A 19550-nucleotide genomic window follows, 5' to 3' on the forward strand; every position below is an offset into this window, starting at 1 on the left:
GCTTTTATACCGATTACTCACGCAGTTTGGCAATAAGGTTAACCACTAACAGCACGATCGACCCAATGATAAAACCAATCACCAGGTTTGCGCCGTTGCTCAGCAGGCCAGCAACCAGGCCGCTGAAGGGTGCGATCGCATTTTCAATCAGATGATGCAACGGCGTCAGGCCGTGGACGATAATGCCGCCCCCGACCAGGAACATGGCCAGCGTACCGACAACGGTCAACACTTTCATCAATACGGGAGCAGCGGCCAGTAATACTGCGCCCAGCGCCTGGGCCACGCGTGACGATTTATCACGTAGCCAGAACCCTAAATCATCGATTTTAACGATGCCGGCGACAATGCCGTATACGCCAATCGTGACCAGAATCGCAATACCTGACAGGATCAGCACCTGATTCAGCAAGGGCGCTTCGGAGACGATACCGAGGGTAATGGCCACGATTTCAGCCGACAGAATAAAATCGGTGCGCACTGCGCCTTTGATCTTTTTCTTTTCGAAATCGCGCGGGTCCTGTTTTGACAGCTTATCCAGGCGTTGCTGACGCGCCTCTGGCGAGTTCTGCTGTTTATCATGCTGCAGACTGTGCAGGACCTTTTCCACCCCTTCATAACAGAGGTACGCACCGCCAATCATTAACAGTGGCATGATCAGCCAGGGGGCAAACGTAGAGATAATCAATGCCAGCGGCACGAGTATCAGTTTGTTGAGGAACGAGCCTTTGGCTACGCCCCATACGACCGGCAGTTCGCGATTGGCTTTCACGCCACTCACCTGCTGCGCATTCAGTGACAAATCGTCACCCAGCACGCCTGCCGTCTTCTTCGCGGCGACTTTTCCCATTACCGAGATATCGTCCAGCAGCGTGGCGATATCATCGAGCAACGTTAATAAACTGGTTCCTGCCAAAGTATTTCCCTTATTCGGTCATCAGCAACGGGTTATGTCTGCATCAGCCGCAACGCGTCATCCTCGACGAAGCGCGTGACAGTGCAGCCCGTCGTGCCTATTCCGGTTCGTTATGTTGACAACATGGGCATCGTTCAATTTCTGTCACGGTCATATCAGCGATGCCCTCACAATCCCATTCGACGCGCACCGCTTGTCCTGCAAGTCCATCCATGTGCAGATATTTACTGACCGGGCTTTCCGTCATGCCGGTTATCTCTTCCGTGGCCACCATCGTTTCCCCAGCATAGATTCTGGCGGTCGCTTTGGTATTCACCATGCGCTCATCACGAATCTGATACAGGCGTTTAACCGTCAGTTTTATGCTGCTCATTGCGGGCTCCCGGTCACGGAAAAGCGTCTATCTAACATTTTATGTTACTGATTAGCAAGGTGGGATCATTCATCCTCTCGGTAATGATGAATTCCCTGATGATCGATTTCAGCGCTGTCATTCATCGCCAGCAGCCACTCTTCGAGACGTTCAAGCAGGGCTTCATCGTCCAGTTTGAGTTTACCGCGTAGCGCGCATTCCCAGATAATCAGCACCTTCCAGCCATTCTCCCGCAGCTGCCGGACATAACGCCGATCCCGTTCTACATTACTGTTTATTTTGCCCGTCCAGAACTCGGTGCGCGTGGCGGGGATCTTAAACAAATAACAGTGGTGGCGGTGCCAGAAGCAGCCATGCACAAAGATAATCGCCTGATGCGAGGTCACGACAAAGTCAGGGCGGCCTGGCAGGTTTTTGTCCTGTACCCGATAGCTGAATCCACGATCTTTGAGCAGCAAGGCGATTCGCTGCTCTATGGCAGTGTCCTGTTGACGAATTGCGCGCATATTTTTACTGCGCGTTTCGCTGGAGTGAACGTCGGCCATAGCACCTCCTTAATAGCGACTTATTCAACTTTAGTCGTCGCCCTGAAAAGTGAAAGTCGGCCAGATAAAAGCAGAGAAAATATTTTCACCGCCAGACCGCGCCGTTTAGATCTGACCCGGGCAATTGTGCCTTTTTGACGCTGGCGCACACTGAAACACCATCCTGACCTGCGCCTGCAGATTTCCTCCTCGGGCAAGGAGTGTTAGCATACGCGCTTCACTGTTAAGGATATTTGCATGCACGCTGTCGCAATCGCTGAACCTCTTCTCCCTGCTGCTCTGCATTCCGATGAACTGAACATGTTACAACAGGTGCTGTCGATCTATTCCGTTAAGGACGTTGTCGCACGTTTGCATCAGGCAGGCTTTCCGCACTGGACGCCGCCACTGCTGAACACTATTCGTCAGGGCAAGCGCGCGTTACCCTCGCTGGCCGCCGCAGAACTGTCGCTGTTGCAGAATTTGTTGCCTGAACGTCCTGCCCATTATGATTCTCCCGATTTCCGCTTTATCGATCTGTTTGCCGGCATCGGCGGTATTCGACGTGGCTTCGAGCGCATCGGCGGTAAATGTGTATTTACCAGTGAGTGGAATAAAGAGGCAATTCGCACCTATCGGGCGAATCACTACAGCGATCCGGCAGAGCACCACTTTAATACGGATATTCGCCAGGTCACGCAGCCAGCCGGCCTTACTGACGAACAGGCGATCTATCAGTCGATTGATGCGGCCATTCCCGACCATCAGGTGCTGCTGGCGGGCTTTCCCTGCCAGCCCTTTTCTCTGGCGGGCGTCAGTAAAAAAAATGCGCTGGGCCGGGCTCATGGCTTTGAATGTCAGGCGCAGGGCACACTGTTTTTTGACGTCGCCCGCATTCTGGCGGCAAAGAAACCGCCATTCTTCGTCCTGGAAAACGTGAAGAATCTCAAGAGCCATGATAAAGGCCGGACGTTTGCGGTGATTATGGAAACCCTGGACGAGCTGGGCTATGACGTGGCGGATGCCCAGGCTGGCGCGCCCGATCCGAAGGTGATTGATGCACGCTTTTTTTTGCCGCAGCATCGTGAACGTATCGTTCTGGTCGGCATCCGGCGGGATATTGCTGGCTCAGCGCAGTTTAGCCTGCGCGACATTCGCCAATTTTTCCCCGCCCAGGTGCCCAGCCTACAGAGCCTGCTGGAGCCGCAGCCCGACGACAAATACATCCTGTCGCCCGTATTGTGGCGTTACCTCTACCAGTACGCTAAGAAGCATAAAGCACGGGGTAACGGGTTCGGCTTTGGCCTGAATGATCCACACAATGTGCATTGCTGCGTGCGCACCCTGTCAGCCCGATACTATAAAGATGGCTCAGAAATTTTAATCGATCGCGGTTGGGATCGGGAAAAAGGGGAAGCCGATTTTCTTGATGCCGCCAATATGGCGCGGCGCCCCCGTCGGTTAACGCCGCGAGAATGCGCGCGACTGATGGGATTTGATAGTGCAGACAGCCATCCCTTCCGCATCCCGGTATCCGATACGCAGGCCTATAAACAGTTTGGCAATTCGGTGGTGGTACCAGTGTTTGCCGCCGTGGCGCAGTTGCTTTCGCCCTATATCCGCCAGTTGAACGCATAATTCCCGCTAAAAGTTGCGCTTAGGCGCAACAATTCCTCTCTTTTCCTGCCGTCCGGCGGGATTGTCACAACGCCGTCATGCAAGCCCAGAATACTGCTGCTTTTTCAATGGATGGGTAGAATGATGTCACCTCTCACTTTGTTGTCGCGGCACGTGCTGAAAAGACGTTCCCGCTTTAGGTTTCCGGCGATCCCCACCTGGCTAACCAGCCTGCGCGGGAACTTTATTTTGTTCGTGGTGCTGTTTTGTTTGCTGCAGTCCATCGGGATTGTTCTGCTGACCGCTCAGGTGAGCCAGAACAAAGTCAACCTCACCCAGGCCAGCGCCATGCGTGACCGGCTGGCCTTGCTGGACCGCGCACGCGTCGAGCTGCTTACGGCCAGTGATAACAGCCACCGCGCCGGGCTGTATTTAATGGAAGATCAGAAAAGTGGATCGGTTGACAGCTGGAAAAGTCTGGCAGAAACAGCCAAATCGTCTTTGCTTCATGCTGAACAGCTTTTTGCTCGCTATCACGCCGCACCCGGCGGCGAACTGCAGCAGGGCTTTACGTTGCTGAAACAGGGACTGGAGGAGCAGCTAAAAGGTCTGGAGGGGAATAACATTGACGCCTTCTTTATGGTACCGATGCAGGCTTACCAGCAGCAGTTCAATAGCGCCTGGTTTAACGAGATTACGCAGACCAATAAACAGCTCACTGCGGTTAACAGCCTGACCCTTCAGACACTCATGGAAAGCCGCAACCTGGCGCTAATGGTGACAGGACTGCTGTTTGTCCTGCTGCTGACCGGCGGCATATTGCTGCTGCGTGGTGTGATCGTCCCCTTACGTCTGGCCAGTCGACAGTTACAGGACATCGCAACCGGTGATTTAATCAACTGCCCGGTTCCACCGCGTTTGCAATCGCTGGAAACGTCCAGACTCTTCAACGCAGTGGCGGAGATGCGCCAGGGGCTGCGCACCATCGTGGCTGAAATTAACACGATTGCGGCAAGCGTGGCCGAAGGTACGCGTGAAATGCAGCATACTAATGAGCAGGTCAGCGAACAGTATCAAGCGCAAAACAGCAGCTTTAGCCATATTTCCCAGCGCCTGCATCGCGTGTCTGAAGAAGTCGAAAACAGCACCCTGTTTTCTCAGCAGGCCTCTGAACAGGCGCATTTCGCCGACGATCTGATGCAGCAATGTACGCTTCAGGTGGATGAGATGGAGGTTCAGATGCGCCATATCGTCGCCTCCTCCGGCGAAATCGCGGGTATCGTTGAGATGCTGGACGGCCTGTCACTGCAAACGCGTTTGCTGGCGCTCAATGCCGCCATCGAATCCGCTCATGCGGGCGTGTATGGACGAAGTTTTGGCGTGGTCGCGAAAGAGATGGGCAACCTGTCAAACAAGAGTGGCGAATCGGCGCAGCAGATCAACGGTCTCGTTAATCATACGCAACTGCACATTTCAGAGGGCTTCAATAAGGTGAAATCGCTTGAGGCGCTGTTTAACCAGATAAGCCAGTCGGTCAGCGCCGTTGTGACACAGTTGCAAGAGCTGCAGGAAAACGCCACCGCACAAAGCCGCCGCGTGACGGGCATTGCTGCAGAAGTGGTGGCGCTGGATAAACAGCTTCAGATGAACGAAAGCCTCACCGCCCGCCAGGGCCGCACGGTCGATACGCTACAGCAGCAGGCCGCGCGCCTGGCCGAAAGCGTGCAGCAGTTCCGTATCACCCTGTAGCCGTTAAGCTTGGGATGTAAAAAAGCCGCCAGTGTTAAAGGCGGCTTTTAATCGTTTTGCGGGGACAAACACCGAATTTTACGATTTCTTTTTCTTGCTCTGCTTCTTCAGCAGCGTGCGCAGCTGCTTGATTTCGCTGGAGCTTAATGCATCCGATGTGTCTTCCTCTGTATTCTGGCTGTCAATGACAGGCTGAGCAGGCGCATTGAGGCTGGACTGAAGCCGTTGCACGATTTCCTGACTCATCGACACCTGATTTTCCAGCGCCAACTGTTTGATGTGTTCTTTCAGTGCAGGATCAATTTTAATCGTTAAATTAACAGTTTCGGTCATTTCATCACTCCTTTATTGTTATTACTGCCACGCTACCGGATGACTGTATCGATTCCTATACTGTCATAAAAATTTAATATTCAGCGTGTATAGGGCTAAAGTCGTGGAGTACTGACTCATCCAGACTGACTAAGTTGCCTTGCAGTTCGGCACACAGCTTGGCCATGTAGTGCACCAGAAAGTCAGCATTGTGTTCTGCCAGCCTGCGCCCTGCTTCGGTTTGCATGGTTTCTGGCAACCGCAGTAGCTTGGTCTGAAAGTGATCCAGCGTCCACTTAACATCATTGAGTTCCCGATCTTTACCGAGCGGATCCTCGCTGTTAAATAAGGGGCGATTCATGGAACCTGCCGTATAAAACACCCGCGCCAGACCGATAGCACCGAGCGATTCCAGCCTGTCGGCATCCTGCACAATTTTTGCCTCCAGCGTTTTTGGCGTAATGGCGGCACTGAAGCTGTGCGCCTGAACCGCATGCATGACCTGCTCCATCAATTCCTCAGGAAAATCGATGAAATCCTGTTGTAAAATGCGCTGCGTTTCACTGGCGGCATAGGTGGATGCCTTGTGACGCTCAGGGTGGTTTTTCGGTAAATTCACCACATCGTGAAAATAACACGCGGTCAGGACCACCAGCGGATCGGCTTGGGTGCCGGCCATAATGCGTTGAGCGCTCATCCATACGCGGCGTAAATGTGCGATATCGTGCGCGCCATCATCATGAATCCAGTTGTTTTCAAACCAGGTCTCATAGCGAGCCTGCCAAACCGTAAGTGACATATTCTCTTTCCTGTTGGGTTGACGTCCGTCCTGACTGACGATGAATTACGCGCTCAGGCCCGACCATCATAGCGAATGGCTAATGACATTTTCTTTACACAGCAGAGGAATATCGCCCTTGCCCCAGGATAATTTCGAAAAAAAATGCGACGCTGATCATTTTTATAGCATTTTGCCGTAATTAAAACGTCAGTTTGCTGCTTTTTCAGCCTTGACTGATTTAATTGCGGGCAGGTTAATTAGTTTAATAAATGTAATGATTAATGATAGGCATTTTCTCGGGGAGTAACAAAAAACATGACATAACCTGTTCGCACTTATCATTAAAATCGGCAAAAGTTACACACAGATAAATCTGAAAAGGTTCCTATTTTTGCCGATATAACGTACTGTATTCTCACTATCAGATGTCCCGGAACGCGCATTGACAACAGCATTGTTGATTTTTTATCCGCCCCCGTTTTTCGGGACAAAAATCACCAATGCTCAGATGACTATGAGACGGCAAATTGTTAAGGGTAATGATTTATAGTTTTTATGATATTGCCACCATTTAGATGCCCTTGTTGTTTTAGCAGTAACCGGGTTCTACTAATAAAAAGAGGTAATCCATGAAAGAGCGGCCGATTCTTTTTTCCGAACAGCGGGTTCGTGCCCTGTTAGTTGGCCAACAAACGCAAACCCGGCGCATAATGAAAACGCAGGCTTTTGGCCCGGGGCAGGATCACCACGAAGGGGTTCATGCTTTTGACGTTCAGGCTAACCACCTGCATGGCGATAAAATGATGTCGATGAATGACATTCGCTATCACTGCCCGTACGGTATGCCGGGCGACGTGCTTTGGGTGCGCGAAACCTGGCGTGGGCCGATTGTGCCGCAGGATGCCCTGGCGGATTACGAGCGCGATCCCGTACCGTTCCGCACGCCGGAATTTTGCCAGTACCGTGCTGACAGCAATGAACTGGGTCAGCATACGCTGAGCGGCCCGGATGACGAGCAGTTTGGCTGGCAGACGGCCATTCATATGCCGCGCTGGGCCAGCCGTATCAATCTGCTCATTACCGATGTGCGTGTGGAGCAGATTCAGGATATCAGTGAAGATGACATCATGGCTGAAGGGGTCCAAACCGACTCGCACTTTCTGAATAACTTTTTCACCATGAATGTGAATTCAGAAATGCCAAAAGAAGCCTATCGCAAGGCATGGCAGAAACAGTACGGTGCAACCAGCTGGCAGGTAAACCCGTGGGTGTGGGTCATTGAGTTTGAGCGCGCCGGGCGTGAGTAAATTTAGCCTGCGCTTTGCGGGCTAAATCACAGACAATCTCCTCGCTAACGGGTTGAATATACCGTCTTCATCCCTGAAGCCCGACAATGCCAGCATGACGTTTCGATGCTGGCATTTTCCTGTCTGGTCTCTCAGGATTCTGCGACAGCAGCATTCAGTGCGGAACTTACGATGTTAAAATGGCCATGGAAAACGCATAGCGATACCGCCGTCACCGAATTGCCCTGGCAGGCCGGTCTGGCACAGCCCATCTTTACCCTTCTCACACAGGATGAACAGCAGTCGCTGACAGAACTGGCCCAGCGCTTTCTGCAGCAAAAAAAGCTGGTTCCGCTTGAAGGCTGCCAACTTGATGCGCTGCGTAGCGTGCGTATTGCCCTGCTGTTCTGCTTACCCGTGTTGAAACTGGGTCTCGACTGGCTGGATGGCTTTCATGAAGTGCTCATCTATCCTGAGCCCTTTAATGTGGCGGATGAGTGGCAGGATGAAAACGGCCTTGTGCATCACGCGCCTGCCGTTCATGCGGGCCAGAGCTGGACGCAGGGCCCGGTGATCCTTAACTGGCTGGATATTCAGGATTCCTTCGATCTGTCAGGGTATAACCTGGTCATTCATGAAGTGGCACACAAGCTGGATGCCCGCGGTAGCGGCTACACCAGCGGCGTTCCACTGATTCCTCTGCGTGGCGTCGCCCAGTGGGAAAAAGACCTGCGTGAGGCCATGGCTGAGGTTGAAAATGAGGTTGAGCTGGTCGGGGAACAGGCCGCCAGTATCGATCCTTATGCCGCCAGCGATCCTGCGGAATGCTTCGCGGTGTTATCCGAGTATTTTTTTACCGCGCCGGTTCTGTTAGCTGAACGCTTTCCCGCGATGTATGGGCATCTCCAGCAATTTTACCAGCAGGATCCGTTAAGCAGAATCCAGATGACTGATCGGTGATTTGTTTACTTCGCGAACGCTTTGCATTAAAGCTAGCCAGTTGAATGCTAAACGCTTTTTTACAGTTGACACCTTGAGGCGACCTCGTTACTATTCGCCTCGTTCACACGATTCCTCTGTAGTTCAGTCGGTAGAACGGCGGACTGTTAATCCGTATGTCACTGGTTCGAGTCCAGTCAGAGGAGCCAGATTTAAGAAGCCTGCTTAGGAAACTGAGCAGGTTTTTTGCTTTTCTGCGTTTACCTTTTACATCTAAAATCTCAGCTCAGAATGGCCTCCAGTCTGGCCACCACTTCATTCACAATAACTTCAGGTATTCGTTCAAGATATTTGCCGTTCCGGGCTTCCATATCAATGGTTCTGGGCTGGTCACAACGAATTACCCCCGTTGTTTTCGTTCCTGCGCCATCCAGTGAAACAGTAAACCCCGCTGCGCGGGCAAAGTTTCCGCCGTTGGTCACGGGAACAACCACAGGTAGCCGCGTAAACTGATTAAAGGACGCCGGAGAAACAATCAGTACTGGACGCCTTCCGCTTTGTTCATGCCCGGCATTCGGATCTAGTGAAACGAGCCAGATTTCCCCTCTTTCCATCTACAGGAGCTCCTTGCCCACCGCAGGCGCATCAATCCATTCCCGACCCTCTTCGCTAATTTCAGCGTGCGGATCGCACTGCGCCAGTAGTTCTTCGAGTGAATAGCGGGGACGTTTTTGAGGTTCAATTATGAGGCAGCCACTATCAATGGTCATGCCCACTTCGCTGTCCATCGACAGCCCCAGCGTTTTCAGCACGGCGGGAGGGACCGCCAGCATGACAGATCCGCCAACCTTTTTCAGACGAGTGGTATACATAGAGCACCTCCGAATATTATATTTTAATATAACATCTGCGGCAGGCGATGCACAATTATTCATCAGATTCATTGTGATTTCCTTAACGTAATAAAGCGTGAAGAAAGTCTTAATCCATCAGAGGACAGATCCGGCAGTTTTCAAAGGCGGCATTGCCGGTAAAACGGCGACCATCCTGATACATCAGGTGCTTCTTTCAGATCATGAAGCACTTCGTGCAGTCAGGAACTTAGTTCATGGTAAGAAGGCCGATAATAGAAAACTGTTTTTGCGGTTCAAAGGATTATGACGGATCAGAAAAACGAAATGCGGCGCAGCTTCCGTATCCGGGCTGCGCCGGAGGAACATCAGCGATAGCGCGAAGGCCAGATTTTTTCAGGCTCAACGTCTAACGTTTCAGCAATCAATCTTTCGCCTTTGGGCCAGCGGCGGGTAAGCGCATTAGCCAGTGTGGAGGACGCTAGCCCTGCCTGACGGGAAACCGCCGCCAGCGACGTTTCCCGTTTTTCAGGGCCGCAATAATGTCGGCGGGATGCCAGTCCTGTTGTGTCATGCCGTCACCTCGCCGATAAACTTCACGCCGTCGGCTGTGCGGAGCCAGCGCGGGGCTTCCATTTCGGCAGCGAAATAGTTGATCAGTTCATACAGCAGGCAGCTAAGGTGCTTCTCCGTTTCAGAGGCAAATCCCAGCCCCGACAGAGTTTGCGTGATAGCAAGGCAGTAACGACAAAGCTCCGTACATTCAGGCTCGAAACGGGGAGTGGTCGCAGGGAGAGTGTCAACGGTAAGGCTTTCAACCAGTTACAAAAAACCATCGAAGGTTTTGCCACGCGTTATAAAACACTTATACAAAAAATACCGGTAGAAACGTTACGCACTAAACTCAAGTTCTGGTTTGTTACGAACCGTCCAGCACTGCATTTCCGACGCGAATCGGCGGACTGTATCCGCCTGGCATTGCGCGTCTAAAAAGCCGGGGCCAGAATGCACACATTCTGGCCCCGTCACGGCTGGCGTTATGAGCCGGAGGGCTGATGTCAGCACGCGCCGGAGGCTATTTCGCGCCCTCTGCCAGCTGTCGCAGCATCTCAATGTGAACAGGCTTATCGTTAAGCGCAGGGATATAGGTAAAGGACGTTCCCCCTGCATGCATGAAGATTTCTCTGTTCTGCTCATCCAGTTCTTCCAGCGTTTCCAGGCAGTCTGCCGCAAAACCCGGGCTAATCACCTGCAGGTTTTTTACCCCTTCCGCAGGAAGATTTTTGATGGTTTCATCGGTGTACGGCGTTAGCCAGGGCTCTCTGCCAAATCGTGACTGGAAGGTCATCACAATCTTCAACGATGGCATGTTAAGGGCTTCGGTGAGCAATTTGGTGGTTAACGCACAGCGATCCTGGTACTTATCCCCTTCGTTAGAAAACCTGACCGGTATGCCATGGTAGGAGACCAGTAGCGTATCCGGCACGCCATTGGCCTCGAATGATTCCAGCACAGAGGCTTTTAACGCCTCGATGTAGGCAGGATGATCGGCATAATCGTTTATGAAGTTGATCGCCGGCGTGTAACGGTTTTTCATCGTCTGCAGGTGACGGCTGACGCTGTCCCAGACGGAAGAGACGGTGGACGAGGAAAACTGCGGATACAACGGGATGACGATAATTTTATCGACACCTTTGGCCAGCAGTTTGTCAATGGCGCCGCCAATGCTGGGCTCGCCATAGCTCATTCCTAACTCGACAGGCATGCCCGTCAGCGCTTCGAGTGCGCGAGCCTGGCGAACGCTGTAAACCATCAACGGTGAACCTTCGTCCATCCAGATAGAGGAGTACAGTTTGGCCACGCGTTTGGCGCGCAGCGGAATAATCACGCCATGCAGGATTGGGCACCACAGGATCCTGGGTAAATCGACCACTCTGTAGTCGTGCAAAAATTTAGATAAAAACGTTTTAACCGCAGCAGTTGTGGGTTCTTTTGGTGTTCCAAGGTTAACAATTAAAACACCCTGTTTATTCGTCATTAGCTGGGACCTCTGAAAACCCATGGAAAAAAAGTGCCTGAACACTGTAGCACACTCAAGGACATCATCACCTCCGTCCTGGCCGCTGGCGTGCGCGGAGGCGAAACGAAAACCAGCTTAACTCACCCTTCGGATCGGCACCGACCGCTGAGTCAACGTTCAACGCCCTTTGCTGTCTCCGACACGGCCATATGCCCCGGGCTGTCGGTACAGGCCATCAATGAAAACACGCAAGCGCACCTGACAGTTTGCAAAAAAGTAAATCTGGCTCGCCGCGCTTCAATACATTTTCAGGCAGTGAATACCACCACGCGCAGCGACACCGCCTTTTTTAGTTTTTAACTCTGCGTTGCCTGAGGAGTCAAAAACAGTGGGTCGTATCTTACCATCGCCCTGCTGGCAAACGACCAATAGCTCTGATAAGTCCTGTCGCCCTCCAGGCCGGTTCGTGCTTTTTATCGCCATAACTGATGACAAAACGATCGGGTAATCCCCTGACTATTCAGGGGGGAACTATCACATCTTGTCGATATTTCGATTTATCAAAGTGAATATTGAGCATGCTAATATTTAGACGTCTATGCTCGTGCTGCCCGATTCCGCTTAAGTTCAGAAAGGTCTGGCGAGCGAGTCGGATCATGCAGCACATTCACTGTGCTTCAGCCAGGACAAAATAAGACCGAATACGGTCATGAATCAGACTGATGCAACCACTTTCGCCAACAGGCGGTTCGGGACAGGAATCATTATGCATAAAGGGGTTTCTACAGGCGAAGATGCGTTGCTGCAACACAGGTCATTTGTGGCCTTCTGGCTGGCCCGTACCTGTTCTTCGTTTGGCTTTCAGATGTTTTCCGTGGCCGTCAGCTGGCAAATCTATGCGATTACCCACAGCGCCATGGCACTGGGCATGATTGGCCTGATGCAGTTTCTGCCTTCGGTGCTGTTAGCCTTGCCCGCAGGGCATCTGGCAGATCAATTCGACCGTCGTCGTATCGTGGTGATTGGGCAACTCATTGAATGGGCCGCCCTGCTCGCCCTGGTGGCGCTGACGCTACTGCACTGGGCAGATAAGATTGAAATTTGGGGGTTGGTCTTCCTGATCGCCCTGGCTAAAGCACTTGAGTGGCCTGCTATTACCTCAATGCTACCTGCGCTGGTCCCGCCATCGATTCTGGCGCGCGCCATGGCGGCCAGTTCCGTCGGCGGTCAGGCCGCGGTGATTGTCGGGCCGACGTTAGGCGGACTGCTTTACGTGGCCGGTCCCGAGGTTGTTTACGGGGTTTCAGCGCTCTTTTATTTGCTGTCGCTAATCTTAGTCAGTCGCCTACGTTACGAACGTCCTCCTCAGGAACGTATGCCGATGACCCTGTCGAACATGTTTATGGGCGTGCGCTTTATTCGCGAACGCAAAGACGTGCTCGGCGTGATATCGCTCGACCTGTTTGCCGTGCTACTGGGCGGTGCTACTGCACTGCTCCCTATCTTCGCCCAGGATATTCTGCACACCGGGCCATGGGGCCTTGGCCTGTTGCGGGGTGCGCCGTCGGTAGGGGCGCTGTTGGTCGGCGTCTGGCTGAGCCGCAACAAGCTGGAAAAGCACGTCGGCATGATTATGTTTGGCTCCGTTGCGGGTTTTGGCCTGGCGACGCTGCTGTTTGCCCTTTCCACCAAACTGTGGCTTTCACTGCTGGCGCTGGCGGCGCTGGGCGGTTTCGATATGGTGAGCATGGTGATTCGCGGCGCTCTGGTTCAGTTGGATACACCGGATACGATGCGCGGCCGCGTCAATGCGGTTAACGCCATCTTTATCAATACTTCAAACCAGTTGGGTGAGTTTGAGTCGGGGCTGTTAGCAGCATGGATGGGCGCGGTGCCTGCCGCGGTGATTGGCGGCGTCGGGACGCTGGTAGTGGTCGGGCTCTGGATGACGCTGTTTCCGAATCTGCGCAAAAGGCAGAAGCTTGAGAATGAAACGGTGGGGTGATTGCGATGTTGAAGGCTGCAGCACTGAGAAATGCGCTTATTGACTGGCAAAGCCTGGCTGCAACATTGAATGCTGCAGGCTTTATCGCTATAGCCCAACCGCAAGTAGGGCTAAAATATTAGCAGATACACTGTGTAGTGACAGATAACAACGAAGTGCGCGAGTATTTTAATTTTACTAAGCAGATGATTAAGTAGATTAAGTGCAGGTATATTCAAAGGATCCAACCACACTAAATAATAAAACCGAGTAAGGCTGAGTTCTCTTTCTCGGCTTTATTTGCGAAATAAAATAAACTGAGAAGGTATATACATATTTTCAAACTGGGTTGTTATTGGTAAAATACCACCCTCAAACTTAACTCCACGAAAGTCACATTTTTTTAATTTCGCATCAGTAAAGGTGCAATTAATATATTTCGTTGCTCTAAACTCAACGCGATCAAAAACAGTGCCGGTAAAATCACAATCTACAAATCTTACGCGACGACCACCGTACTCAATTCCGGAGGATCCAGCCACAAGCTTTGCTTTGACAAAATGACTTGCTTCACACACTGCATCATCCACATTGATTACTGGTTTACTTTTTGAAAATCGCATCTTTTTATTTCTGCTTTGCATAAAAGAGCGCTATCTAAACACGCGTTTTCAAAGTCTACATTTGTCAGAATACTATTATTAATACTTCCTGATACTTTCGAATAAGACATATCAGTATTCGTTATCTTTGATTCGAAGAGGTTCACAGCCTTTAATTCATTTAATAGCGTAAAGAGGCCAATTGTCACGCCTGAGAGAAGAGTGAAATTTTGCTACTTAGTGACAGGCGGTGAGCATCCGTATATTCCGGGCTGAACTGGCCTCGTTTTGCTTCAGGTGTTCGATGCACGGGTCAGCAGCAGAATCACAAAAATCCCCCCGATGCCTGCCGTGATAATCCCGATCGGCAGCTCCTGCGGTGCCAGCAGCGTTCGGCTGATGATATCCCCGCCACAGAGCAAAACCGCGCCGCCCAGGCCACACAGCGGTAACAGCAGACGGTGCTTTACCCCTGTGACCGGTCGACACAGGTGCGGTACCATCAGGCCGACAAAACCAATCACCCCGGTGAGGGCGACCAGCATTGAGGTCGTCAGCGCGCAACAAAGAAAGACTTCAATCCGCAAACGACTGACGTTAATCCCCAGCGACAGCGCCGTTTGTTCGCCCGCCAGCAGACCGTCCAGCGAGCGATGACGTATCAGAGCAAAGCCACTCAGCAGGACAACACCGGCAAGCGCAACAGGCAGATTCTGCCAACTGGCCAGTCCCAGGCCACCCAGCGACCAGAACATCACCGAACTGGCCGCTCGCTGATCGCCAGAGAAAATAAAATAGCTGGTGAGCGCGCCAAACAGAAAAGACACAGCCAGCCCACAGATGATCAGGTGTGCTGGGCTGCGCAGTTTTTTGAAGTAGAAAAGCAACATGACCGCAGCGGCAGAACAGAGCCCGCCCGCAAAGGCGGCAACCGGCAAGGTCAGCTCACCTAACCCGTTACCAAAACGGGTGATGACCAGCACCGCACCTGCCGAAGCACCGGAAGATAGACCAAAAAGAAAAGGATCGGCCAGATCGTTGCGGGTGGTGGTTTGCAGCAGCGCTCCCACCATCGCCAGCCCGGCACCGGTCAAGGCTGCAAGCAACGTGCGCGGCAGGCGGAGATCGATCACAATCCGGCTGATCATTTCAGACTGAGGCATGGCGATCAGTTCCAGTGCGCCCAACACCTGCGTCAGGGATAATGCGACCGTACCTTTGGCAACGCTGATTAACATCAGCACTGCCAGCAGAAGGACGCAAAAGCACAAGATGCAAAAAAAACGGTAAGGTGTAGCATTCACGGCGCGGTTCCTGAATACAGGGCGCGCGCCAGTTTCTCCACCGCGGCAATATTAGCCGGGCCTGGCGTCAGCTCAGCATACTGCAGCTTCAGATAACGATGATGTTTGACGGCTGGCGTGAGTTTCATCAGCGGATGACTTTCCAGGAAATGCCGAAGGGCATCCGCCCCGCCGCCGGTTTGATAATCCAGCAAGATAATGAAATCAGGTTCGGTTGCCGCCACACTTTCCCATGACGTGGTGCCCCAACTGATATCCAGCCCCTCCAGCGCATTGGTTGCGCCGGCGGCTTCAATGATGGCGGTTGGCATGGCATATTTTCCGCTAGTAAACGGCTTATCTTCCCCGGAGTCGTAGACAAAGACCTTTAACGGCCGGACCGCGCTGGGCCGTTGAGGAATCATTCTCAGGCGCTCCTTCCAGTGATTAACTAAAGCCTGCGCCTCAGCCTGTTTGCCAAAGATTTTACCTAACGTCAGCTCATCGTGATAAAGCAGATCCATGCTGGCTTTATGCTTGTCCTTTTGGGTAAAAACGCAGCTTTCACTCAGCACCAGCGTCTTGATGCCGTACTGACTTAACGAGGCTGGCGTCACGTCGCCGCCCACCTTCATGCCATAATTCCAGCCGGCAAAAAAGAAGTCAGGATTCACCGCCACCAGCGTTTCCAGAGAGGGATACTTAGGCGCCAGCTCAGGAATGGCCCCCATCGCCTGCTTAAATTCCGGTGTCATCTTGTACCAGCCACTAATGCCCGTCAGCCCGACGATGCGATCCTGCAAATGAAGCGCAAAGGCCATTTCTGACATATTGAGGTCGTTAATGACCGCCCGCTCAGGCGGTGCATTAAAGGTAACCGGCTGACCGCAGCTTTCAATGGTGACCGGGAAATCGGCCGCGAGGGTTTGTCCAACAGGAATGCTCGCCAGCCATGCCGCGCAGCAGAGCCTTAACAACGAATCAGGCACAGTCTGGCACCTCGAAAATGCGTAAATGACTCCCGTTCGCGGGATGCGATACGGTAAAACTGTTTAAACCGAATACCGGCCGGAGATAGCGGGATGACAGGGCGCGAGCGGGCGCATCACATACTACCTGCTCCCCCTGTGACAGAATCAGCACGCGGTCGGCAAACGTATCTATAAGTGATAAATCGTGCAAGACCGCCACGGCCGTGATGCCTTTGTTTTTGATTAACGTCAGCAGCGCATGTCGTCCAAGGGGATCAAGATGATTGGTCGGTTCATCCAGCAGAATCAGCTGTGGCTTTTGGGCCAGAACGCGCGCCAGGGCCGCTCTTTGCCGTTCACCGCCTGATAACGCATCTAGTGAACGTCGCCGTAACGCCGCCAGCCCTGTTTCCTCTAGCACCTCACTCACAACGCGCTGATTGACAGAATGTGGACAGGCGCGCACATGAGGAAGACGACCCAGTGCAACGTAATCCTCAACCGACAGCCTCAGGTCAGGCACGTCGTTTTGCGCCATGACGGCGATACATGTGGCTAACTCCTGCCGTGTGTAAGTTTTGATGCAGCGACCGTTTAGCGTTATCTCATCCTTCTGTACCGCCAGCTCACGGCTCATCGCCCGCAGCAATGAGGTTTTGCCGCTGCCGTTCGGCCCAATGATCGCCAGGCGCTCCCCTGTCCCGATGCCGAATGTGATGTCATTGAGCAGGCAGCCGCCATCGGATTTGTGCAGCGCCCCAATGTTCACCCGCAATATCGATTCACTGGCATGTAATGTCTCTGGCTGCATCATATCACCCCACCTGTTTTTGTTACGTTATAACATAACAATGGCAAGGTAGAATAACAAGCGCTCAGGTGACATAAAAAAAGTGCCGACGACGCGGCACTTAAAGACAGGGATAACGAATGACGGAACAGGCTATTTAAATCGGTTATGCAACAGGCTGGCCGTCATCGCTAACATGCCTGCCCCCAGAGCGCTATGCAGCATCAATGTATTCAACATAACGACTTCCTCGCGTTTACCGCTGTCCTGAGCGGTCACACTGCCTCAGCCAACTTTTCCTCGTTGGCCTCTTTCTCAATCAAGCGCATCAGCAACGATACCCGGCGATCGGTACGCTCTGGGGTATCCGGTGGCAGGTTGTAGCGCAGGGTGTAGAGCTTGCCCTTCTCGTTGTAAAAATCCACCACCAGCACAGGCAGAATTCCGCCTGGCACTTTATTGTAATTCACCGACAAGCGGGTCCTGCCTAGCTGCAGTTTGGCAGCCATGACGGTCTCGCCGACCAGTTTAGGATACAGGCTACGATCTTCGGGCACGCTGATGACTCTCATAACAGCCTCCTGATTCTCCGCTTGATAACATAGTGCGGAGAGCGCTGTTCACGCTCCCCGCTGTCGGGTCAAACTGCCATTAAGCCTGATGTTCAATCGCCTCTGAGGTGCGGTGTTCAATCGGAATGCGGCGAGGTTTCTCGCTTTCTGGCACCTCATGATGCAAACCGACACGCAGCAGTCCATCCTGAAGCCGTGCGGTGGTGACTTTCATATGTTCAGGCACGCTGTAGCTCAGACGGAAGTCTGAACGACTGATGCCCCGATGCAGCCAGCCGCTGTTCTGGCCTTCTTTGTCCGCCTCTTTATCTGTAACCACCTCTTTCTGGCCGGTAACCGTCAGGCGACCGCCCGCCACCTCGATCTCCAGCTCGTGTTCTTGCCAGCCGGGGACACTGACGGTGAGCTCATAGTGCTCATTATCCGTTTGTCTGAGGTCATAAGAGGGTGAAACCGACACGGGCGCATCACCGGTCAACTGGCTGAAAAGCCGATCGATACGGTTGAACCGGTCTGAGAATGCAGAATCTGCAACAGAAGGAAACAGTGGAAAATTACGTAATGCCATGGTGATAACCTCCTGAATTAATCGTTCATTCAAAAGCTCATCTGAGTGGGGACCCTCCCCGTTGCTCACAAAAATTTATAGGATCTTTTTGGATGATTTCAAGGGATGAACATGAAATTTTTTTAGCTGCTGGCGGGCCAGAACCTGGTGCCTTTTTGACGATGTTGAGTGACGCGCCGCGCCCTGTAAAGATGCCATGTCATCTCAACCGGGAGCGGCTTATTGCCTATCAGAAATGGTATTTAAACCGGACGCGTGCCCCGTAACGTTCGTTATCGCCACTGTGCCGTTCGGCATTAATCTGCGACCAGTAAGCGCCAAGGTAAATATCGAAATTTTGCATCTTCATGACATTGCGAAAACGGTAAGAGGAGTGGATGGTATGGATATCATACTTGCCTAAGATGAAGTCACTCAGGCTGGCCCCGCTGATATACTGCATCGTAAAGGCTTTCACATCGTTACGCGCGTAGATATAGCCAAGCTGAAAGTCGCGCCATAGTCCATTCAGCCCAGCACTGAAGTTTTGTTCTTCCGTCGCATCCATATAGGCCGTGCTGAGATTGATGACCGCCCCTGAATCTGGATTCGCACGTTGCCCGTCCCAGCTCAGCGTGGCGCCATATCCATTGCGCTTAGACTGATCCTTAAACTGCCCCCGGTTATCGGTATAACCATAGGCATTGTTCACCACGTTGCTTTCCATGCCGACAGCCGCCGTGACGTCGCTATGGCGCCAGGCGATAACCGGGCGCAAATAAATAACATTCTTTTTATGCTCCAGTGTATTCCCATGGTATTCCCCATTCTGGAACAACCTCGTGCCGTCATTCGCCATGGCATTTAATTCAAAATAAAAACGTTGCCATGTTTTACTTAGCTGAATAGCCCCCGCCGATCCCCGTCCGCGCGCCTCTTTCATCATGTAGATATAGCCATAGCCATCTTCGTAGAAGATCGTTGGCCGTGTTGCCGGAATATTCGATAAGCGTGTCCTGATTGAGCGGAAACATATCGAAGGCTTCATAGCGGCCTACTTGCACTTTCCAGTCTTTTTCCTGACCAAAGAAGAAAGCCGCGTCGTCTAATTCAAGTCCGCCAGAGAGATCGGCCAGCGGTTGCACGGTAAAGCCAGCAAAGGATTGATCCGCCATGCTTCGGTAACCGTCCAGCCCGATTAAAATTCGGCCATTGACGTCCCAGCGTTCCGCTTCTCCTGCCTTCCAGTTTTTATCAGCACGGGTTTTTAATGAGGTAATTTGGCCCGTTCTGCTTGCACCATCGAGATTGAACTCAACATCACCATAGAGTTTCAGCGCGCCTTGTTCTGTATCAAACGTTATCGAGGAAAATGAAGCGGAAGAGATAAAAACCAGTCCCCAGACATAATGCCGGTATTTCATAACCAACTC

The 19550-nt window shown here is 52.3% G+C and carries 20 protein-coding genes, 1 tRNA gene and 3 pseudogenes; 6 read left to right on the forward strand and 18 right to left on the reverse strand.

Annotated elements, in window-relative coordinates; all coding sequences use genetic code 11:
- Positions 1-13: 13 nt before the first annotated feature.
- The 3 genes from ACPXSQ_RS08290 to ACPXSQ_RS08300 form a co-directional block, all read right to left on the reverse strand.
- The gene (locus ACPXSQ_RS08290; protein ID WP_064352461.1) at positions 14-916 is read right to left on the reverse strand and encodes a DUF808 family protein; all 903 of its coding nucleotides are present in this window, start codon (positions 914-916) and stop codon (positions 14-16) included.
- A 97-nt stretch (positions 917-1013) separates the two neighbouring features.
- Positions 1014-1289, reverse strand: coding sequence for a hypothetical protein (locus tag ACPXSQ_RS08295; RefSeq protein WP_064352460.1), 276 nt, complete (start codon positions 1287-1289; stop codon positions 1014-1016).
- A 65-nt stretch (positions 1290-1354) separates the two neighbouring features.
- Positions 1355-1834, reverse strand: a complete 480-nt coding sequence (locus ACPXSQ_RS08300) for a very short patch repair endonuclease (protein WP_013026198.1) — start codon at positions 1832-1834, stop codon at positions 1355-1357.
- Positions 1835-2071: 237 nt separating this feature from the next.
- Between ACPXSQ_RS08300 and dcm the strand changes: the two genes are divergently transcribed.
- The gene (dcm, locus tag ACPXSQ_RS08305; protein ID WP_426143381.1) at positions 2072-3451 is read left to right on the forward strand and encodes a DNA (cytosine-5-)-methyltransferase; all 1380 of its coding nucleotides are present in this window, start codon (positions 2072-2074) and stop codon (positions 3449-3451) included.
- A gap of 111 nt (positions 3452-3562) precedes the next feature.
- Complete coding sequence (locus ACPXSQ_RS08310; RefSeq protein WP_426143383.1) at positions 3563-5179, forward strand: methyl-accepting chemotaxis protein; 1617 nt, start codon at positions 3563-3565, stop codon at positions 5177-5179.
- Between the two features lie 78 nt (positions 5180-5257).
- On the opposite strand, the gene ACPXSQ_RS08315 is transcribed toward ACPXSQ_RS08310, so the two are convergent.
- Positions 5258-5512 carry an Arc family DNA-binding protein gene (locus ACPXSQ_RS08315; protein ID WP_013026202.1) on the reverse strand — a complete coding sequence of 85 codons (255 nt, stop codon included), beginning with the start codon at positions 5510-5512 and terminating at the stop codon, positions 5258-5260.
- 73 nt (positions 5513-5585) lie between these two features.
- Positions 5586-6290, reverse strand: coding sequence for a phosphohydrolase (locus tag ACPXSQ_RS08320; protein ID WP_426143386.1), 705 nt, complete (start codon positions 6288-6290; stop codon positions 5586-5588).
- 611 nt (positions 6291-6901) lie between these two features.
- Between ACPXSQ_RS08320 and ACPXSQ_RS08325 the strand changes: the two genes are divergently transcribed.
- The 3 genes from ACPXSQ_RS08325 (at position 6902) to ACPXSQ_RS08335 (ending at position 8706) form a co-directional block, all read left to right on the forward strand.
- Entirely contained in the window at positions 6902-7579 is a 678-nt protein-coding gene (locus ACPXSQ_RS08325) for a hypothetical protein (protein WP_013026204.1), read from the forward strand.
- 171 nt (positions 7580-7750) lie between these two features.
- Complete coding sequence (mtfA, locus tag ACPXSQ_RS08330; RefSeq protein WP_227022858.1) at positions 7751-8518, forward strand: DgsA anti-repressor MtfA; 768 nt, start codon at positions 7751-7753, stop codon at positions 8516-8518.
- 112 nt (positions 8519-8630) lie between these two features.
- Positions 8631-8706: transfer RNA gene (locus tag ACPXSQ_RS08335), tRNA-Asn, on the forward strand.
- 72 nt (positions 8707-8778) lie between these two features.
- On the opposite strand, the gene ACPXSQ_RS08340 is transcribed toward ACPXSQ_RS08335, so the two are convergent.
- From ACPXSQ_RS08340 to hemH, 5 genes and pseudogenes are all read right to left on the reverse strand, one after another.
- Positions 8779-9111, reverse strand: a complete 333-nt coding sequence (locus ACPXSQ_RS08340; protein ID WP_015700048.1) for a type II toxin-antitoxin system PemK/MazF family toxin — start codon at positions 9109-9111, stop codon at positions 8779-8781.
- The gene (locus ACPXSQ_RS08345) at positions 9112-9369 is read right to left on the reverse strand and encodes an AbrB/MazE/SpoVT family DNA-binding domain-containing protein (protein ID WP_110286587.1); all 258 of its coding nucleotides are present in this window, start codon (positions 9367-9369) and stop codon (positions 9112-9114) included.
- 347 nt (positions 9370-9716) lie between these two features.
- Positions 9717-9922: pseudogene (locus tag ACPXSQ_RS08350) on the reverse strand (helix-turn-helix domain-containing protein).
- A pseudogene (locus tag ACPXSQ_RS08355) lies at positions 9919-10170 on the reverse strand (hypothetical protein); the annotation flags it as partial. The pseudogenes ACPXSQ_RS08355 and ACPXSQ_RS08350, both read right to left, overlap by 4 nt.
- A gap of 253 nt (positions 10171-10423) precedes the next feature.
- Complete coding sequence (gene hemH / locus ACPXSQ_RS08360) at positions 10424-11386, reverse strand: ferrochelatase (protein WP_014605551.1); 963 nt, start codon at positions 11384-11386, stop codon at positions 10424-10426.
- Between the two features lie 748 nt (positions 11387-12134).
- Here hemH and ACPXSQ_RS08365 point away from each other — a divergent pair.
- A complete protein-coding gene (locus ACPXSQ_RS08365) occupies positions 12135-13373 on the forward strand; it encodes an MFS transporter (RefSeq protein ID WP_014605550.1) in 1239 nt (412 codons plus the stop codon).
- Positions 13374-13648: 275 nt separating this feature from the next.
- Here ACPXSQ_RS08365 and ACPXSQ_RS08370 read toward each other — a convergent pair whose 3' ends face one another.
- From ACPXSQ_RS08370 to ACPXSQ_RS08405, 8 genes and pseudogenes are all read right to left on the reverse strand, one after another.
- Complete coding sequence (locus ACPXSQ_RS08370) at positions 13649-13975, reverse strand: pentapeptide repeat-containing protein (RefSeq protein WP_426143390.1); 327 nt, start codon at positions 13973-13975, stop codon at positions 13649-13651.
- A complete protein-coding gene (locus ACPXSQ_RS08375) occupies positions 13948-14085 on the reverse strand; it encodes a pentapeptide repeat-containing protein (RefSeq protein ID WP_233266588.1) in 138 nt (45 codons plus the stop codon). Before ACPXSQ_RS08375 ends, ACPXSQ_RS08370 begins: the two co-directional genes overlap by 28 nt.
- Positions 14086-14247: 162 nt before the next feature.
- Positions 14248-15258: a FecCD family ABC transporter permease gene (locus ACPXSQ_RS08380; RefSeq protein WP_426143393.1), complete on the reverse strand. Its 1011-nt coding sequence runs from the start codon at positions 15256-15258 to the stop codon at positions 14248-14250.
- Positions 15255-16187, reverse strand: coding sequence for an ABC transporter substrate-binding protein (locus ACPXSQ_RS08385; RefSeq protein WP_181460469.1), 933 nt, complete (start codon positions 16185-16187; stop codon positions 15255-15257). The genes ACPXSQ_RS08380 and ACPXSQ_RS08385 overlap by 4 nt, the downstream gene beginning before the upstream one ends.
- A 31-nt stretch (positions 16188-16218) precedes the next feature.
- Positions 16219-17022, reverse strand: coding sequence for an ABC transporter ATP-binding protein (locus ACPXSQ_RS08390; RefSeq protein ID WP_426143395.1), 804 nt, complete (start codon positions 17020-17022; stop codon positions 16219-16221).
- A gap of 251 nt (positions 17023-17273) precedes the next feature.
- A complete protein-coding gene (locus ACPXSQ_RS08395) occupies positions 17274-17570 on the reverse strand; it encodes a hypothetical protein (protein WP_013026217.1) in 297 nt (98 codons plus the stop codon).
- 79 nt (positions 17571-17649) lie between these two features.
- A complete protein-coding gene (locus ACPXSQ_RS08400; RefSeq protein WP_014593966.1) occupies positions 17650-18138 on the reverse strand; it encodes an Hsp20 family protein in 489 nt (162 codons plus the stop codon).
- Between the two features lie 229 nt (positions 18139-18367).
- Positions 18368-19541, reverse strand: a pseudogene (locus ACPXSQ_RS08405) (carbohydrate porin).
- Positions 19542-19550 lie beyond the last annotated feature (9 nt).

The sequence above is a fragment of the Pantoea sp. EEL5 genome (assembly GCF_049892805.1).
In the GTDB taxonomy this organism is placed as follows: domain Bacteria; phylum Pseudomonadota; class Gammaproteobacteria; order Enterobacterales; family Enterobacteriaceae; genus Pantoea; species Pantoea ananatis.

Excerpts from the sequence above, each read along its gene's own strand:
- ACPXSQ_RS08390 (WP_426143395.1), bottom strand. The coding sequence starts at position 17,022 with ATGATGCAGCCAGAGACATTACATGCCAGTGAATCGATATTGCGGGTG.
- ACPXSQ_RS08395 (WP_013026217.1), bottom strand. The coding sequence starts at position 17,570 with ATGAGAGTCATCAGCGTGCCCGAAGATCGTAGCCTGTATCCTAAACTG.
- ACPXSQ_RS08295 (WP_064352460.1), bottom strand. The coding sequence starts at position 1,289 with ATGAGCAGCATAAAACTGACGGTTAAACGCCTGTATCAGATTCGTGAT.
- hemH (WP_014605551.1), bottom strand. The coding sequence starts at position 11,386 with ATGACGAATAAACAGGGTGTTTTAATTGTTAACCTTGGAACACCAAAA.
- ACPXSQ_RS08315 (WP_013026202.1), bottom strand. The coding sequence starts at position 5,512 with ATGACCGAAACTGTTAATTTAACGATTAAAATTGATCCTGCACTGAAA.
- ACPXSQ_RS08340 (WP_015700048.1), bottom strand. The coding sequence starts at position 9,111 with ATGGAAAGAGGGGAAATCTGGCTCGTTTCACTAGATCCGAATGCCGGG.
- ACPXSQ_RS08370 (WP_426143390.1), bottom strand. The coding sequence starts at position 13,975 with ATGCGATTTTCAAAAAGTAAACCAGTAATCAATGTGGATGATGCAGTG.
- ACPXSQ_RS08300 (WP_013026198.1), bottom strand. The coding sequence starts at position 1,834 with ATGGCCGACGTTCACTCCAGCGAAACGCGCAGTAAAAATATGCGCGCA.
- dcm (WP_426143381.1), top strand. The coding sequence starts at position 2,072 with ATGCACGCTGTCGCAATCGCTGAACCTCTTCTCCCTGCTGCTCTGCAT.
- ACPXSQ_RS08325 (WP_013026204.1), top strand. The coding sequence starts at position 6,902 with ATGAAAGAGCGGCCGATTCTTTTTTCCGAACAGCGGGTTCGTGCCCTG.
- ACPXSQ_RS08400 (WP_014593966.1), bottom strand. The coding sequence starts at position 18,138 with ATGGCATTACGTAATTTTCCACTGTTTCCTTCTGTTGCAGATTCTGCA.
- ACPXSQ_RS08345 (WP_110286587.1), bottom strand. The coding sequence starts at position 9,369 with ATGTATACCACTCGTCTGAAAAAGGTTGGCGGATCTGTCATGCTGGCG.
- ACPXSQ_RS08375 (WP_233266588.1), bottom strand. The coding sequence starts at position 14,085 with ATGTCTTATTCGAAAGTATCAGGAAGTATTAATAATAGTATTCTGACA.
- ACPXSQ_RS08320 (WP_426143386.1), bottom strand. The coding sequence starts at position 6,290 with ATGTCACTTACGGTTTGGCAGGCTCGCTATGAGACCTGGTTTGAAAAC.
- mtfA (WP_227022858.1), top strand. The coding sequence starts at position 7,751 with ATGTTAAAATGGCCATGGAAAACGCATAGCGATACCGCCGTCACCGAA.
- ACPXSQ_RS08310 (WP_426143383.1), top strand. The coding sequence starts at position 3,563 with ATGGGTAGAATGATGTCACCTCTCACTTTGTTGTCGCGGCACGTGCTG.
- ACPXSQ_RS08365 (WP_014605550.1), top strand. The coding sequence starts at position 12,135 with ATGCATAAAGGGGTTTCTACAGGCGAAGATGCGTTGCTGCAACACAGG.